The sequence below is a fragment of the Pontibacillus chungwhensis genome (assembly GCF_030166655.1).
GTDB lineage: Bacteria > Bacillota > Bacilli > Bacillales > BH030062 > Pontibacillus.
The window spans coordinates 1,086,267-1,101,621 of sequence record NZ_CP126446.1; the positions used below are offsets into that span (position 1 = coordinate 1,086,267).

The 15,355-nt window shown below is 44.3% G+C and carries 20 protein-coding genes and 1 riboswitch; of the genes, 12 read left to right on the forward strand and 8 right to left on the reverse strand.

Annotated elements, in window-relative coordinates; translation table 11 throughout:
* Positions 1 to 13: 13 nt before the first annotated feature.
* A complete protein-coding gene (locus QNI29_RS05615) occupies positions 14 to 265 on the forward strand; it encodes a hypothetical protein (RefSeq protein ID WP_231418250.1) in 252 nt (83 codons plus the stop codon).
* Between the two features lie 273 nt (positions 266 to 538).
* Entirely contained in the window at positions 539 to 991 is a 453-nt protein-coding gene (locus QNI29_RS05620) for a DUF4181 domain-containing protein (RefSeq protein WP_231418249.1), read from the forward strand.
* Between the two features lie 71 nt (positions 992 to 1,062).
* On the opposite strand, the gene QNI29_RS05625 is transcribed toward QNI29_RS05620, so the two are convergent.
* The 3 genes from QNI29_RS05625 to QNI29_RS05635 all read right to left on the reverse strand — a co-directional run bounded on the left by QNI29_RS05625 (position 1,063) and on the right by QNI29_RS05635 (position 1,776).
* A complete protein-coding gene (locus QNI29_RS05625; protein WP_231418248.1) occupies positions 1,063 to 1,248 on the reverse strand; it encodes a hypothetical protein in 186 nt (61 codons plus the stop codon).
* A gap of 91 nt (positions 1,249 to 1,339) precedes the next feature.
* Positions 1,340 to 1,642 (reverse strand): hypothetical protein, encoded by a 303-nt coding sequence (locus QNI29_RS05630; protein WP_231418247.1) that lies wholly within the window; start codon positions 1,640 to 1,642, stop codon positions 1,340 to 1,342.
* On the reverse strand, positions 1,618 to 1,776 hold the full coding sequence (locus QNI29_RS05635) for a hypothetical protein (RefSeq protein ID WP_231418245.1): 159 nt from the start codon (positions 1,774 to 1,776) through the stop codon (positions 1,618 to 1,620). The genes QNI29_RS05630 and QNI29_RS05635 overlap by 25 nt, the downstream gene beginning before the upstream one ends.
* A gap of 467 nt (positions 1,777 to 2,243) precedes the next feature.
* Here QNI29_RS05635 and QNI29_RS05640 point away from each other — a divergent pair, with 467 nt between their 5' ends.
* The 6 genes from QNI29_RS05640 to rbsB are packed head-to-tail and all read left to right on the forward strand — an operon-like array spanning position 2,244 to position 7,899.
* Positions 2,244 to 3,221, forward strand: coding sequence for a LacI family DNA-binding transcriptional regulator (locus QNI29_RS05640; RefSeq protein ID WP_231418243.1), 978 nt, complete (start codon positions 2,244 to 2,246; stop codon positions 3,219 to 3,221).
* A 5-nt stretch (positions 3,222 to 3,226) separates the two neighbouring features.
* Positions 3,227 to 4,117 carry a ribokinase gene (gene rbsK, locus QNI29_RS05645; RefSeq protein WP_231418241.1) on the forward strand — a complete coding sequence of 297 codons (891 nt, stop codon included), beginning with the start codon at positions 3,227 to 3,229 and terminating at the stop codon, positions 4,115 to 4,117.
* Complete coding sequence (rbsD, locus tag QNI29_RS05650; protein ID WP_231418240.1) at positions 4,114 to 4,500, forward strand: D-ribose pyranase; 387 nt, start codon at positions 4,114 to 4,116, stop codon at positions 4,498 to 4,500. Before rbsK ends, rbsD begins: the two co-directional genes overlap by 4 nt.
* A gap of 16 nt (positions 4,501 to 4,516) precedes the next feature.
* Positions 4,517 to 6,007, forward strand: a complete 1,491-nt coding sequence (locus QNI29_RS05655; protein WP_231418239.1) for a sugar ABC transporter ATP-binding protein — start codon at positions 4,517 to 4,519, stop codon at positions 6,005 to 6,007.
* Positions 6,000 to 6,956 carry an ABC transporter permease subunit gene (gene rbsC / locus QNI29_RS05660; protein WP_231418238.1) on the forward strand — a complete coding sequence of 319 codons (957 nt, stop codon included), beginning with the start codon at positions 6,000 to 6,002 and terminating at the stop codon, positions 6,954 to 6,956. The genes QNI29_RS05655 and rbsC overlap by 8 nt, the downstream gene beginning before the upstream one ends.
* Positions 6,957 to 6,966: 10 nt before the next feature.
* The gene (rbsB, locus tag QNI29_RS05665; RefSeq protein WP_231418237.1) at positions 6,967 to 7,899 is read left to right on the forward strand and encodes a ribose ABC transporter substrate-binding protein RbsB; all 933 of its coding nucleotides are present in this window, start codon (positions 6,967 to 6,969) and stop codon (positions 7,897 to 7,899) included.
* A gap of 58 nt (positions 7,900 to 7,957) precedes the next feature.
* On the opposite strand, the gene QNI29_RS05670 is transcribed toward rbsB, so the two are convergent.
* Complete coding sequence (locus QNI29_RS05670) at positions 7,958 to 8,515, reverse strand: DJ-1/PfpI family protein (protein ID WP_284526889.1); 558 nt, start codon at positions 8,513 to 8,515, stop codon at positions 7,958 to 7,960.
* Between the two features lie 21 nt (positions 8,516 to 8,536).
* Complete coding sequence (locus QNI29_RS05675; RefSeq protein WP_231418235.1) at positions 8,537 to 9,391, reverse strand: DUF2268 domain-containing putative Zn-dependent protease; 855 nt, start codon at positions 9,389 to 9,391, stop codon at positions 8,537 to 8,539.
* A 174-nt stretch (positions 9,392 to 9,565) separates the two neighbouring features.
* On the opposite strand from QNI29_RS05675, the gene QNI29_RS05680 reads away from it, so the two are divergent.
* The 4 genes from QNI29_RS05680 (at position 9,566) to QNI29_RS05695 (ending at position 12,654) form a co-directional block, all read left to right on the forward strand.
* Complete coding sequence (locus QNI29_RS05680) at positions 9,566 to 9,865, forward strand: putative glycolipid-binding domain-containing protein (protein ID WP_231418234.1); 300 nt, start codon at positions 9,566 to 9,568, stop codon at positions 9,863 to 9,865.
* Positions 9,866 to 10,047: 182 nt separating this feature from the next.
* Positions 10,048 to 10,497, forward strand: coding sequence for a YkvA family protein (locus QNI29_RS05685; RefSeq protein WP_231418233.1), 450 nt, complete (start codon positions 10,048 to 10,050; stop codon positions 10,495 to 10,497).
* A gap of 272 nt (positions 10,498 to 10,769) precedes the next feature.
* A riboswitch (Lysine riboswitch) is annotated at positions 10,770 to 10,944 on the forward strand.
* Positions 10,945 to 11,037: 93 nt separating this feature from the next.
* Complete coding sequence (gene lysA / locus QNI29_RS05690; RefSeq protein WP_231418232.1) at positions 11,038 to 12,324, forward strand: diaminopimelate decarboxylase; 1,287 nt, start codon at positions 11,038 to 11,040, stop codon at positions 12,322 to 12,324.
* A 105-nt stretch (positions 12,325 to 12,429) separates the two neighbouring features.
* Entirely contained in the window at positions 12,430 to 12,654 is a 225-nt protein-coding gene (locus QNI29_RS05695; RefSeq protein ID WP_231418231.1) for a hypothetical protein, read from the forward strand.
* A gap of 32 nt (positions 12,655 to 12,686) precedes the next feature.
* On the opposite strand, the gene QNI29_RS05700 is transcribed toward QNI29_RS05695, so the two are convergent.
* The 3 genes from QNI29_RS05700 to QNI29_RS05705 all read right to left on the reverse strand — a co-directional run bounded on the left by QNI29_RS05700 (position 12,687) and on the right by QNI29_RS05705 (position 14,741).
* On the reverse strand, positions 12,687 to 12,968 hold the full coding sequence (locus tag QNI29_RS05700; protein ID WP_231418230.1) for a hypothetical protein: 282 nt from the start codon (positions 12,966 to 12,968) through the stop codon (positions 12,687 to 12,689).
* Positions 12,969 to 13,196: 228 nt separating this feature from the next.
* Positions 13,197 to 13,301, reverse strand: a complete 105-nt coding sequence (locus QNI29_RS21110) for a putative holin-like toxin (protein WP_354665938.1) — start codon at positions 13,299 to 13,301, stop codon at positions 13,197 to 13,199.
* A gap of 198 nt (positions 13,302 to 13,499) precedes the next feature.
* On the reverse strand, positions 13,500 to 14,741 hold the full coding sequence (locus tag QNI29_RS05705) for a dicarboxylate/amino acid:cation symporter (protein ID WP_231418229.1): 1,242 nt from the start codon (positions 14,739 to 14,741) through the stop codon (positions 13,500 to 13,502).
* Positions 14,742 to 15,355: the final 614 nt, after the last annotated feature.

The window sequence follows — 15,355 nt, forward strand, 5'->3', positions numbered from 1 at the left end:
GGGGGAGTAACTAATGACAAATGTATGGGCTACTTGTTCATGTTTTCATAAGATGAACAATGTAATGAAAGTGGCTGTAATTACATTAATAGTTATGGTTATTAGTGCATTACTATATTTTGTATTGCCTCAAATAGTACCAAGTAACTTTTTTATACTTTTTGTAATGTTACCTATGGCACTTCTTGGATTACTATTTGGATTAACATTATTTGGATTTGCGTTTGGTGTAAACAAATTATGTGAATGGTTCAAAAGAAAATAATTTGTTACTGCACTAAGGGGTGCGATAGCTGAACAAGAAACTGTCAAATGTGGCAGTTAATATTGAGAGATGCTAGAAGAATTTATGTTTACGACAAATTGCACAAGGGTTTAACATATCGAGGAGCCCATTTTTCCAAAAATAAAAGACGTCCTATGAAGGACGTCTTTGCGTATTGCGGCGAGAGACAGCACTCCACATTAGTGCCTTGCCATAAAGGCGCGTCAATCTCGTCTTATGCAATTCAGCTCATCGCTAGACTAGTATAGCATAATGGAACTATTAAATCTAATAGAAATTTTCCTTGTAGTATTAACGGGGTGGGTTAAATGTTTAAATAGCAAAGGGGATTATATGAAATATGTAGTTTTTTTTCTAGTTTTACTTCTTTTGATGCTTGTTATAGAAAAAGTAACAAACAAAACATTTGGGATACAAAAGAAAAAAGTTTCGGAAACACCTGGTAAACATATCGATAGATGGGGCCGGGGGATTTTACTAGTCATCTTCTTAAGCACATTATGGTTTGCCATCGAAGAAGGTTCAGATCACTTTGTGAAGTTATATTGGATGACCTATCTAGCCTTATTGTTAGGATTTCAGGCAGTTATAGAGTTTATCTATATAAAAGATTCAAAACAGTATATTAGTACAACCATAGTGCTAATAGTTGGTCTTATTATTATGGCTAATATAGAATCTCTATTAGGATGGATTAGTAGCTAGTAAACTCAATAAATAAGATTTAAAAACGCTTGGGTTTTATAACCCAAGCGTTCTTATTTGCCGTTTGTGCATCACGGAGACGCACTCTTATAATTTCTATACATTCCCATCGCAGAGATAGGAGAACTGATGACAAAAAACCACAACAACCAGTCGGGATAGTTTCCCTCAGGTCCAAAGGCAAGTTGGTATAGCCCCATGCCAAATAACAAGATACAGCCAATGATCCCAACTATAAATCGAACACGATTATTCATTAAATCCCCCTAACCAACATTTTCTTTATTATAATGTTAACACAAAAATATTTAGAGTTAACAGAAAATGTATAGTCGATTAAGTTCATATCTAATCTAAGTAAAGGAGGCCCATGAAAAGAGTAAATAAAGAAACCGCGGAAAGAAGCAGTGATCCGATCATGACGCCTAGATTAACCAAAGAAGTTATAGGTTGATTCACTTTAACCAACTCAACGATTCCCCACACAAAAACAAAAAGAGGAACGATGATTGTAACTAGTAACGGATGCCATCCGATCTCATGCAGAACAAATCGATGAAACCCTTCTGAAAAAGCAGATAAGAAAAACCAGACCACACATAACATGAGGCCAATGAAAGACTGGCTCAAAAAAGCATGACGTTTACCCAAGTCAAAACACTCCTTCCTCTAAAGCAACCCTCAACATCCGGACAGGAGCGATCAACTGGGAGACGAACAGCCTGATACGGAATGTCCCTGCCATCTACAATCAGTTGAAGAGGACCAAAGGGTGTAGCTAACATATCCATCCCTCCTATATCCAATATATTACCATTTAATGTATGAATCTGCACGAACCTTCTAACCTGAATGGACCGTCATGTTTGAAGAGTCTTGGAATGGGAGACTACTCGCTTTTCACGGCCCCCTCTTAAGAGCGGGAAGGTACTTGAATTTCCGCATATGGTATGTTTCCGTTACACCATATATGGCAGAGGTGGTTCGGGAAATTGCGAGACTCCTGCGGCAGTAGGAGCCTAGGGGAGACCCCGGAAAGCGCGTAGCGATTGAGGAGGCTCCCCAGCTCGCCGCGGAAAGCGAGTGATTTCCCGAACCACCTTTCACTCCAACATAAGCTAACGGAAACATTCTCTAAACCTCCTGAGTTAACACAAAGAAACAATTAAATTAAAAAAATAGTATTGAAAACGATTACAAACCTATGTTAAGTTATGTGTAACCGGTTACACATAACCCAGGGAGTGAAAACATGATTACCATTAAAGACGTTGCCCGTGAGGCAGGTGTATCAGTAGCCACCGTTTCACGCGTGCTAAACGAAAATGGCTACGTAGGGGAAGAAACGAAAAAGAAAGTCCAGAAGGCCATGAATACATTAAATTATAGTCCGAACGAAGTCGCTCGCTCCCTGTATAAACGGGAATCGAAACTGATCGGACTATTATTACCAGACATAACGAACCCATTCTTCCCTCAGCTTGCCAGAGGGATTGAAGATACAGTGAATCAGTCGGGCTATCGGCTGTTACTTGGAAACAGCGATGAAGAACTAGAGAAAGAACTTGATTATATTCAGACGTTCGTCCAGAATAACGTCGTTGGCATGATTTCAGCGACAAACCATGTGGATCAAAATATTTATGACGCCTTACAGATTCCCCTTGTCCTATTAGATCGTACAACAGATCAGTATCCTTCTGTTTATAGCGATGGTCGGGAAGGTGGAAGGCTAGCGGCGCGCACCCTCATTGAAAAAGGAGCCGAGAGGATTACACTCATGAAAGGGCCTGCCCACGTGAAACCTGCACAAGACCGTTTCAAAGGAGCGGTAGAAGTGTTGAGTGAAGCGGATATTGATTTTTCTGTACTCGCCACCACGTCTTATTCTTTTGAAGACGCAAAAGGATGGGCGGAAGAGCTGTTTCAGAAATATCCGAACACAGACGGGGTCATCGCCAGTAATGACATTGTTGGAATCGCCATTATCCACGAAGCGCTTAGGCTCGGTAAGCGAATTCCTGAAGACTTACAAATTATCGGGTATGACGATATCCCGCAAAGCAGTCTTTCTTACCCGCCCCTATCCACGATCCGCCAGCCAGCTTATGAAATGGGGCAAGCGGCAGCGGAGTTACTTTTACAGACGATTAAGAAAGAACCAGGGATCGAGACGACGATTGAGATGCCAGTTGAATTTATAGAACGAGATACGACTAGAAAGGAATGAAGATCATGAATAAACCAAAAATTGCAGTTATAGGCAGTTCGTCGATGGACTTAGTGGTTACCTCGGACAGACGTCCATTAGCTGGGGAGACGGTTTTAGGGGAGTCTTTTGAAACCGTCCCAGGAGGAAAAGGAGCCAATCAAGCCGTTGCGGCCGCTAGACTTGGAGCTGACGTCCACATGATCGGACGGGTAGGAGATGATCCATATGGAACGGAAATTTTGGAGAATCTGAACCGGGAAGGGATTCATACCGACTATGTGGAACCGGTTACACATACCAAGAGTGGAACGGCGCACATTATTTTAGCTGAAGGAGATAACAGCATCGTAGTTGTGAAAGGCGCGAATGATCACGTTACGCCAGACTACGTGAACAAAGCTCGCGTGCGACTAGCCGAGTGTGATGTGGTCTTAATTCAGCAAGAGATACCAGAAGAAACGGTGATCGAGACAGCTCGCTTGTGTAAAGAGTTAGGCGTTCCACTTCTATTAAATCCGGCACCAGCGAGAGAGATCCCACAAGAGGTCATTGAACAAGTGAGTTATCTCACGCCTAATGAACACGAAGCTGCCCTTTTATTTGAGGGAGAGACCCTTTCAGATATATTGAAGCGTTATCCGAACAAGCTGTTTATAACAGAAGGAAAAGCGGGCGTTCGTTTCTTTAATGAACAGGAGGAGGTCGTTGTGCCATCTTTCCCGGTAGAAGCTGTTGATACAACAGGGGCAGGAGACACGTTTAACGCAGCCTTTGCAACAGCCATCGCTGAAGGTAAAGCGTTGTTTGACTCCTTGCGATTTGCGAATCAAGCAGCTGCCTTATCGGTTACAGCCTTCGGGGCCCAGGGTGGCATGCCAACCAGAACGGAAGTAGAGAAGGAGCTGAACAAATGAAGCGTAACGGGATCCTAAACAGTCATATAGCCAAAATACTCGCTGATCTCGGTCATACCGACACCATTGTTGTGGCCGATGCCGGCCTTCCGATACCAGTTGGGGTGCCTAAGATCGACCTATCCTTACAGCAGGGGGTTCCCCGCTTCTTGGATGTCGTTGCTCTATTAAAGGAAGAGATGGTTGTGGAGAAAACGACCGTTGCGAACGAAATGGAACAGAATCAAGACGTACATGAGGGGTTTAAGAAATCATTCGAAGACGTTGCTTACATCTCACATGAATCGTTGAAACAACAGCTGAAGAACGCTAAAGCCGTCATTCGAACAGGGGAAGTTACCCCTTATGCAAACTGTATCCTGCACGCTGGCGTTACGTTCTAACAAAGGGGGATGAAACATGAAGATCTCTATGGAGAACATTCACAAAGCCTTCGGGACCAATAAGGTGCTCGAAGGTGTGGATATGGAAATTGAATCAGGAGAGGTTCACGCTCTAATGGGAGAGAACGGAGCGGGGAAATCGACATTAATGAAAATTCTCACAGGCCTTCATCAGAAAGACGAAGGGACCGTTATGATCGACGGGGAAGCGCGTACGTTTGCTAATCCAAAAGAAGCCGAGGAATTTGGGATCGCGTTTATCCATCAAGAGCTCAATGTTTGGCCGGATCTAACGGTATTAGAGAACTTGTTTATCAATAAAGAGCCTGTGACCAAGTTTGGTCTTATTCAAACGAAAAAAATGAAAGCGATTGCGAACGAGCAATTTGAGAAACTAGCGGTTTCGATTCCCCTTCATAAAGAAGCTGGTCAGTGCTCAGTCGGGGAACAGCAAATGATTGAAATCGCAAAAGCACTCATGACCGATGCGAAAGTGATCATTATGGACGAGCCGTCAGCTGCTCTTACTGACCGTGAGATTGAGAAGCTATTCGATGTTATTCGTTCGTTAAAAAAACAAGGGGTATCAATCGTGTACATTTCGCACCGTATGGAAGAGATCTTTACGATTTGCGACCGGATTACCGTCATGCGAGATGGTCAAACGGTTGATACCACACCAATTCCAGAGACGAGTTTTGATGATGTCGTAAGGAAGATGGTCGGAAGAGAACTTACAGACCGATTCCCGGAACGAACTCCCGAGCCGGGTGAGTCAGTGCTTGAAGTGAAAGGGCTCGGGCGAAAAGGGGTCTTTCGGGATGTTCACTTTACCGCTCGCGCTGGTGAAATTGTCGGAGTGGCCGGATTAATGGGAGCAGGCCGCACAGAGATCATGCGTACGCTTTTTGGCTTAGATGGGAAGTACGAAGGCGAGATCTTCGTCAATGGCCAGAAAGTAGATGTAAAGAATCCAAGTCAGGCGGTGAAGCTAGGTCTAGGATTTATTACAGAAGACCGAAAAGGAGAAGGTCTTGTTTTAGACTTTCCGATTAAAGACAACATTGCCTTACCGAGCTTACGGAGCTTTACGAAGAATAGCTTAATTCAGGAAAAAGAAGAACAAGAATTTGTCGACATGCTAATTAAACGCCTCACGGTTAAAACAGAATCTTCTAAAACAGAAGCGAAGAATCTATCAGGCGGAAATCAGCAAAAAGTCGTCATTGCGAAATGGATTGGGATTGGTCCGAAAGTGCTGATCTTAGATGAACCAACTCGCGGAGTAGACGTCGGGGCGAAGCGGGAGATCTATCAGTTAATGAATGAACTGACAGACCGCGGAGTAGCCATCATTATGGTGTCTTCAGAACTACCAGAAGTTCTTGGCATGAGCGACCGTGTTCTCGTTGTACATGAGGGGACCATTGCAGGAGAGCTGAACCGGGATGAAGCCGATCAGGAGAAAATAATGACATTAGCAACAGGGGGTCAAGTGAATGGATAGTGCAATCAAAGGGGCAAAACAGGTAGGAAACATCACACAGAAATTAGGTCCGTTTGTCGGACTGCTCGCTCTTATTATCGTTGTATCGATTTTTAACTCAAGTTTCTTAGATCCATTGAACTTATTAAATCTTTTCAGGCAAGTCGCGATTAATGCACTAATCGCTTATGGAATGACGTTCGTTATCTTAACAGGTGGAATTGATTTATCGGTCGGTTCCGTACTGGCATTGTCGAGTGCTTTAATGGCAGGCATGATGGTGTCTGGTCTTGATCCGATTCTATCAATTATTATTGGTTGTTTACTAGGTGCGGTAATGGGAGCTGTGAACGGTCTACTCGTGACAAAAGGAAAAATGGCACCGTTTATCGCAACTCTTGCAACCATGACGATGTTCCGCGGTTTAACGCTTGTGTATACAGACGGAAACCCGATTACAGGTCTTGGCGATAGCTATGCATTCCAGTTGTTCGGACGTGGGTACTTCCTAGGCATTCCGGTACCAGCGATTACGATGTTTCTTGCTTTCGCTGTTCTGTGGGTGATTTTACACAAAACGCCATTCGGTCGTAAGACGTATGCGATTGGTGGAAATGAAAAAGCGGCTCTTATTTCAGGAATTAATGTATCACGCGTGAAAGTAATGGTGTATTCCCTTGCAGGTCTATTGTCTGCCCTTGCAGGTGCAATTCTAGTATCCCGTCTTGATTCGGCTCAGCCAACAGCGGGTGAAGCGTACGAGTTAGACGCAATTGCCGCTGTTGTACTAGGTGGAACGAGTCTATCAGGTGGACGTGGTTTAATTGTAGGAACACTAATTGGTGCACTTATTATCGGTACGCTGAATAATGGCTTGAATCTACTTGGCGTTTCTTCCTTCTTCCAGATGGTTGTGAAGGGTGTCGTTATTATCATCGCCGTATTAATTGACCGAAAGAAAGCAGCATAGGGGGATAAACATGAGAAAATTACGTCTATTATTAACGATGAGCCTCGTCCTTATTTTCCTTAGCGCCTGTTCCCTGCAACCGCCTGAATGGGCGAAGCCAAGCTCAGGCAACGGGGAAGGGGACGTGAAGGTCGGACTATCCGTTTCTACATTAAATAATCCTTTCTTCGTATCGATGAAAGAAGGCGTCGAGCAAGAGGCGAAAGCACAGGGAATGGAAGCCGTAGTCGTTGACGCTCAGAATGACGCAGCGAAACAGGTCAACGATGTAGAGGATTTAATTCAACAGGGCGTTGATGTTCTGCTCATTAACCCAACGGACTCAGCAGCAATCTCAACAGCCGTTCAGTCTGCTAACAGTCTAGGCATCCCAGTCATTACACTGGATCGCTCCGCTGAAAAAGGAGACGTCGAAACGTTAGTCAGCTCAGATAACGAAAAAGGCGGCGAAATGGCCGGGAAGTACATTGTGGAGCAAGTTGGTGAAGGCGCCAAAGTCGCTGAACTAGAAGGCGTTCCAGGTGCATCTGCTACCCGTGAACGTGGAGCAGGATTCCACAATATCGCTGATGAACAGTTAGACGTTGTGGCGAAACAAACCGCCAACTTCGACCGCACAGAAGGTCTGAATACGATGGAAAACATGCTACAAGGGAACCCAGACATCGAAGCCGTCTTCGCGCACAATGACGAAATGGCCCTTGGGGCGTATCAAGCGATACAAAGCTCAGGCCGCGATATTCTTGTTGTAGGATTTGACGGTAATGACGATGCCATGAGTAGTATCAAGAGCGGTAACCTATCCGCAACCGTCGCTCAGCAACCGATTGAGATCGGTAAACTTGCTGTACAAGCTGGCCAAGATGTCCTTGATGGAGAAGAAGTTGAAGAAACAATTCCGGTACCGCTTAAACTTGTGACAGAAGAAAATGTAGAAGAATAAAAATGTTATAGAGAACCCGGGTCTTATGCAGTAAACTGTCTAAGACCCGGGTTTCGTATTAACTTCTTAACTGATTTTTAAAGAATAAAACGGTCTCTAGTTCATCCTCACGATCTTCAAATAAAGCAAGCTCTTTCCCAACAGCCACCGCAAATTCAACATACGCATTTCCTTCAGCGGTAATCAAATTCTCGCACACCGTCACATCAGCTTTACTTTTATAAGCCGGATCAAAGCAAGTAGGAAAGTCTTCTATTTCGATCGATGTAGAATACTCCCTTTCTCGTAAAACAGAGCTTCTCCCTAAGAAAGTAGAAGCTCCGCAAATCGCAGCAATCCACTTGTTCTTCTGATCAAATTCCTGAATGAGGTTCAAGATTTGACGTTCTTCTAAAAGCGGCTCAGGATCTCCTCCTGGAATAATGAAAAGATCATACTCATCAGCCACGCATTCGTCTATCGTTTTTGTAACGTTCACTGTAAATTGTCCGCAGTGCGTCACCTCCGACTGGAGAGCCGTCGTTTCAACCTCACAATTGGTCACGCTTAGGATGTAGGAAAGAGGGCTAATCTCCCAATCAACATAGCCATCATATAATAGGAATAATGCTTTCAATGGATCCATCCTTTCATTTTTTTATTTTCTTGATACGTACCTTATCTGTTGTAGTTCTTCCTTCATGATCGCCGTAAACGAATCCTTCTCCCATAACATTAAGATCTCTTCTATATCATACCGTTTGAGCAGATTGGTAACGATTTGGTACCCAAGGTAATACCCCAAACGCGTAACTCCAAGATGAGCTCCACCATTTATAGAAAACCACTCTTTCATCATGGAACGAGCGTCTATATTTTCGACGTCTTCTTGGAATAAGCTAGCGATCCTTGCCTCCTGTTCTTGAGCGAAGGAAATCCATTCTACATCTGCTTCAAACGAGAAGTATTCATCAAGATCAGCTTCAACGATTCTTGTGGAAAGGTAAGTAGCAATCCCTTCCTGCAATAGCCAAGTGTAGGGACTATTCCAATCGACAAGGTCCCAAGAAAGGTTGTTCTGATTGCTATAAACAAAGTGCGTGGCATGACCGAATTCATGGGCAATAATTAACCGAATCGATTTCTCATTGTAAGGAAGTTTCTCTAAACAAAAAGCCACTTCCGGGTTATATTGACGATAGGTAAACGCATTACTTCCATATAACCCAACCAGTAAATGGACGTCTTTCGTAAATTGAATCGAAAACATTGATTCATACTCACCAGCAATCCGCGGAATCTCTCTCAGGAATACATCCCGCATAGGCAAAAGCTCTGGTAGTTTCTTAGGATGTAGACGAATCGCTCGCTCTTTCTTTTGTTCCTTATGTAAACAGTGATACATGAAGTACTGCTCATAATCTTGCTGATAGGTGCTGTAATACTCATCTAAGTAAAAGACGGTTGGTTTGTAATCCTTTACAAAAGGCTCTACCACATCAATAATCTTCATCAACCTTCCCCTTTCCTCTATATCCCTTCACACTACCTTTCTACAAAAATTTCCATAAACCTTGTTATAATGTTACGTAGTAATAATGTCATCGTATTCAGTAGAGACAGAAACTGAGGTTTATGGATCATCTATAGAATAATAGGAAGAGGATGAAATAGAAGGGGTGAAGGTATGGAGAAAAAAGTATTCTGGCAGCATATCGAACATTCAGGGAGTGAACACTTAAAGATTAGTAAAGAGGAAGGGAACATTACAGCACAAGGAGTCGTCCTTTTTGCCTCAAAAGAAGATATTCATCATATTACCTACCGCATCACCATGGACAAGAATTGGCTAACAAGACGCGTTGATGTGCAAGAAGACGAGAATCATTCCTACTCTTCATCCACTGTATGGCGCGTTTCCGTCTCCTCCCAATTTGGCAAAGGCGGGCCTGGAAACTGCGAGACTCCTGCGGCAAGAGGAGCCTAGGGGAGACCCCGCAGGAACGAGGAGGCTTCCCAGCTCGCCGCGGAAAGCGAGTGGTTTCCAGGCCCGCCTTATCCTCCATTAAAGCAAACGGAAACAATTCCTCAACATTTAGTGAGCAGGAATAAATCCGCACTATTCAGGGAAAACAGAAACCATGATCATTCCATTAAAGGAGAGGGACCATGGAGGAAAAGAAGACCTATCAACAACGCTTAAAAAACCTAAACCCAGCCCGCGCCATAGAACGAGGGCGTGCCTATTTCTCAGAAAAAGAATTCGGCGAGAAAGTACGCGCCTATAGCGGTCGCCTTGGAAAGAAAGGCGTATACTATAGCCTGCTCCTATTCTACGCATTCAAAAATCCAGACACCCCAAAGAAAGCGAAACTAACCATTGCCGGCGCACTCGGATACTTAATCCTACCAGTAGATGCAATCCCCGACTTAATTCCGGCAGTTGGGTTCGCTGATGACAGTGCCGTTATTATTTACGCCGTGTACCAGGTGTTGTCTCATATCAATGACGATGTTCGCGCTGAAGCGAAGGAGCGCATGAAGAAGCTCTTCGGAGATTCGATTAATGTGGATGACTTAGAAGATCCCCATGAATCGGACCGCCCCGCTGAAGGCTGATCGTGAAGACTTTTCTGAGTAGGGTTACTTAGAAAAGTCTTTTTCTGTATGATGAGAGTAGATTGAAATTCGGGAAGGGCGTGGGAATGATGTTTGAATGGGCATACGTTCCGGACTGGTTTGTGTGGATGACGGCAGTTGTCGTCGTGTTGTTTATTGCAGCAACCGAATATTTCTTAAGGTAAGATACTTTTTCCAAGAGGCGTATGATTGACAGTCGTTCAAAAAGAATGGTATAGTTTTGAACCATAATAAACTATATAATAACTCTCTCTGACAATAGAGGCGCGAGTATGATGAGTAGCTTTCCAGAGGACAATGGGTCCGGCGAAGGGAAGGGAAAGGCAGATCGCCGAGACTAAGAATAGCCATTCTATTCTTTGTTGGGCTGGTATTAAACAAATGCCAGACTGTCGCAATGTTAAATTGTGGAGCACTATTGAAGAGATGTTGTACATATTCTTCAAATAAGAAGAACCGTATGAACATCGCTTCATACGGTTTTTTTGTGTTGCAGAGGAGACAAAAGGAGATTTATACATGCAAACAGTTGAAGCGAACGTACGACATTCATTAGAAATCGGTGGGGTGAGTACGGATAAGCTAGTAGAAGAATACGGCACACCGCTCATGGTGTATGATGAGGGCATGATTCGACGTAACGCCCGTGCTTTCCGTAGCGCTTTCGAGTCAAGCGAACTCGACTTTCAGGTGGCTTATGCGAGTAAAGCTTTCTTATGTAAAGAAATGGCCCGATTAGCTAATGAAGAAGCGTTATCCCTAGATGTCGTTTCAGGTGGTGAGCTTTACACGGCTCTTGAAGCTGGATTCCCGGCAGCCCGCATTCACTTTCATGGAAATAACAAATCAGAAGAGGAATTAGCGATGGCACTCGATGCAGAGATCGGCTGTTTTGTCGTTGATAACTTCCTAGAGCTTGAGATGCTACATGATCTTGCCAGCAAGCGTAATCAAGAAGTGAGTATCCTGCTCCGTGTAACGCCTGGTGTAGAAGCTCATACGCACGAATACATTATGACGGGACAAGAAGATTCGAAATTCGGATTCGGTTTATCAAACGGCCAGGCTGAAACGGCGATCCAAATTGCTGCCCGTAAACCTCAATATAAACTGCTAGGCATCCATTCTCATATTGGTTCGCAAATGTTTGGAACAGAAGGTTTTGATCAGGCGATTCAGATCTTAACAGGATTTGTGTATCAGATGAACAAGAAGTACGGATTAGCGCTACCTGTTCTGAACGTTGGAGGAGGATTTGGCGTTCGATACACAGAAGACGATCAGCCGCTGACCATTTCTGAATATGTTACGGCTATTTCAGAAAGTGTGAAAAAGCATTATACGACTCACGAACTCCCTTATCCGGAAGTGTGGATAGAACCAGGTAGAAGCATGGTAGCAGAAGCGGGGACAACGCTTTATAAAGTCGGATCGAAGAAAATCATCCCCGATCTCCGCACGTATATCACGGTGGACGGTGGGATGACAGACAACATCCGCCCAGCGCTTTATCAGGCAAGGTACCAGGCGATGTTAGCCAATCGACCGGACGAGGATTCGACAGAACTCGTAAGCGTAGCCGGAAAGTGCTGTGAATCAGGAGATATGCTGATCTGGGATCTGATGTTGCCTCCTACCAATTACGGAGATATTCTCGCTGTGTTCAGTACAGGAGCTTACGGGTATTCCATGGCGAGCAACTATAATCGCATTCCACGACCCGCTGTTGTATTCGCCGACAAGGGGGAGTCCCGCGTCGTAATCGAGCGTGAGACGTATGAGGATTTGGTAAGGAAAGATCAATAGAAAAGGATATGTGTGGTAAAGGATTCCTCCCTATGTTAAGCTTAGTACAATATTTACCAACTTTTGGATGGTGAAGGTTCGGTTCGTTTAAGAGGGGGCTTAAACATGGTTTTGCAGAAAGTGAACTTAGGTTTGGCAGCTGTTATGATCGGTTTATGTGTGTATCATCTGTTGATCAATCCGATTGATTGGCCGATTGAGGTTATTTTTCCTCTTGTGGCTGTTCTGAATTTAGGATTTGGGATAGAAGAATTAAGAGATAAAAGTAAAAGGCGGGGGATTGTTTATTTAGCTGTATCTTTGAGCCTGTTTATCGCAGCACTCTTGTAAAGTATGAGTACAGGGCGAATTCGTTCGCCCCGTTATTCCATTTCCGTGCTTGGTACAAACTGAAGGATAATAAAGTTGAACCAAGTCAGGATCGGGATGGCAAAGATCAGTTCATAAACGTTCGTCTGCCCGATTCCAAATACCGTTGCCTCCGCACTCATGCGGTAAGAAATCCATGTCAGCGTTCCGAGTAGAGAGGCGTTTAAGACAAGCGCTAGTAGCATGCTTAAACGTTTGTGGCTTTTCTTTTTGAGTAGCAGAACAGATCCCAAAGTGGATAAAACTAAAGAACATAAAAGAATAACGTAATTCAATGTGATCCTCTCCTTGTTTTTTTCATTTAATGGGTTGTGTATATTCCTTTTTTAAATCGTATAAGGTATTGTATAATTAAAGTAGATTAACCATACTATTAAGAAAGAGCCCAGTGCTGGTACACTGGACTCAACAACAGCTTATCCGCTTTGAAGAGCGGCCGGCTGCGATGATTTTAGAGATGAAATAATCCACCCTAAACACCTTTCCGGCGGCGTTGGGGTGGATTATTTTTTGTTACTAATCTTTTCGATTAATACGACAATTAAGTTGAGCAACGCTACAAGAAAAATGCCAAACGTTATTACAACTTGTAAATCCACGGCTTTCACCTCCGCCTTCGCAGAGGAATAGACCGCCCACCCCAACGGTTAAACTGTTAGGAACAGTATACCATAACTGTTTTACAATATTTAACTTATTGTCATAAGGTTCTTGCTTCCATCAATCCTTATACAAGGGATGGTGCTAAAGTTACATAAAAAACGGACTCCTAATTGGAATAGGGAGTCCGTTTTTTTTATCAAGGTCTAGGCTGTTTTCTTCGTCTTCCCAACCTTTTCTTCTGAACGATCCACGACGGCCGCTCCAACAATATCTCCAAATACGTTCGAAGCCGTACCGGCCATACCAATTAAAACATCGACACCCGCAATGAGCGCGACGATTTCAAGGGGCAGGTTGAACATCGTTAATACTGCAGATAAGGTCACAAGACCAGCTGCTGGAACCCCTGCTGTTCCGACGGATAGAAGGGTTCCGATCACTACGATCGTGAAGAAGTCTCCAACAGACAGGGATAAGTCTGTAATGTTTGCCGCGAACACAATCGAAACGCCCATACGCAGGGCTCCGCCATCAGAGTTGAAGACTGCCCCGAGCGGAAGGGTGAAATGAGCGACACGCTCTGAGATGCCAGCCTTCTTAGCTGTATCAATGGCAACTGGGAGGGACGCCACACTACTTGAAGTGAAGAAGGCTGTTGTATAGGCGTCCTTCGTAGCAGAGAAGAACGGCTTCAGCGAATGACCTGATAGCTTAAGGAATGATGTATACACAAGAATCCATAGAAGAGCCACACCTGCATAAAAGACAGCTGTAAAGCTAAGCAAGGACTGAAGCGTTTCCCATCCTTGGCCACCAAAGGACGAGGCACTCACCCCGAAGATTCCAATCGGCGCATATAACAGAATGCCTTTTAAGAGCTTGTAAAAGAGTTCATTTAGCGCCTGGAAGAAGCGGTCTAAAAGCTCACCATATTCCTTCATCTTCTCATCAGTTGAGAACTTCATCGTTGAAATCGCAATGCCGATAATGACCGATAAGAAAAGAATCGACATCAGATCCCCGTTTACAAACGGTGCGACAATATTGTCCGGGATAATGTTCATCAACACATCACCGAAAGACGGTGTATCTGGTTTCTCGACGTCTGCATTCGGAAGCTCAAGATTCTTACCAGGGTCGACTAGAAAGCCAAGTCCAAGACCGATGAACACCGCAGCTGCCGTTGTAGCGATATAGTAAAGGATGAGCTTTCCACCCATACGGCCGAGAGTGGGTAGGTTCATTTGATCCACAGCTAGGACGACCGTTAGGAAGATGACCGGAATCGCAATGAGTTTTAACAAGTTAATTAATAAATCGCCTAGTGGTTTAACCACTGTTGCCTGTTCCCCGATCGCAAGGGCGAGCAGTGTACCGGCTAGAAAGCCGACAAACATTTTAAGTACGAAAGATGTTTCTATGTAGGTGTTGAAGAGTTTTTTCAACGAGTTTCCTCCTTTGTCTTTATAATTGGGACCGTTACGTTTGATGAGTGGTTGGGGTGTCTTGGGAACGACTCGCTTTCCACGGGCCCCACACGAGGTGGGGTCATTCGACGTTGGCGATTGACGTGACGGTCTTAGTCGAACTTCATTATTCCCTTAAAAGCCTCCTCCACGCTGGAACTAGACTGGCTCCTTTTGCCGCAGGAGTCTCGCAATTTCCCGAACCACCTTTGCCATATTTAGAAGAACGGAAAACATGCCATATTAGAAAATAGAGTTGAATCTACGCGACCACCCAAAGCTGGAGGGCCGTCTCATCAAACTTAGATAAGGAGTGTCTGGGGAACGGGGAGACTCCTGCGGGAGAAAGAAGTCGACGAGACCCCGCAGGGCACGATTTTTGCCCGAGGAGGCTCGACAGCTCGCCCGTGGAAAGCGAGTCGTTCCCCAGACACCCCAAGCACTAGTCAATAAAGACGGCCCCATCTACTATGATGTCCTTACGAATTTTATCATGGATTGTGTAGAAGGGATAGTTCTGTTGTTCGGAATGTAGGACAGTTTAGATCCATCTAACGTGTTTGGTCCTTTTATAATGACTTGAAATGAATTCC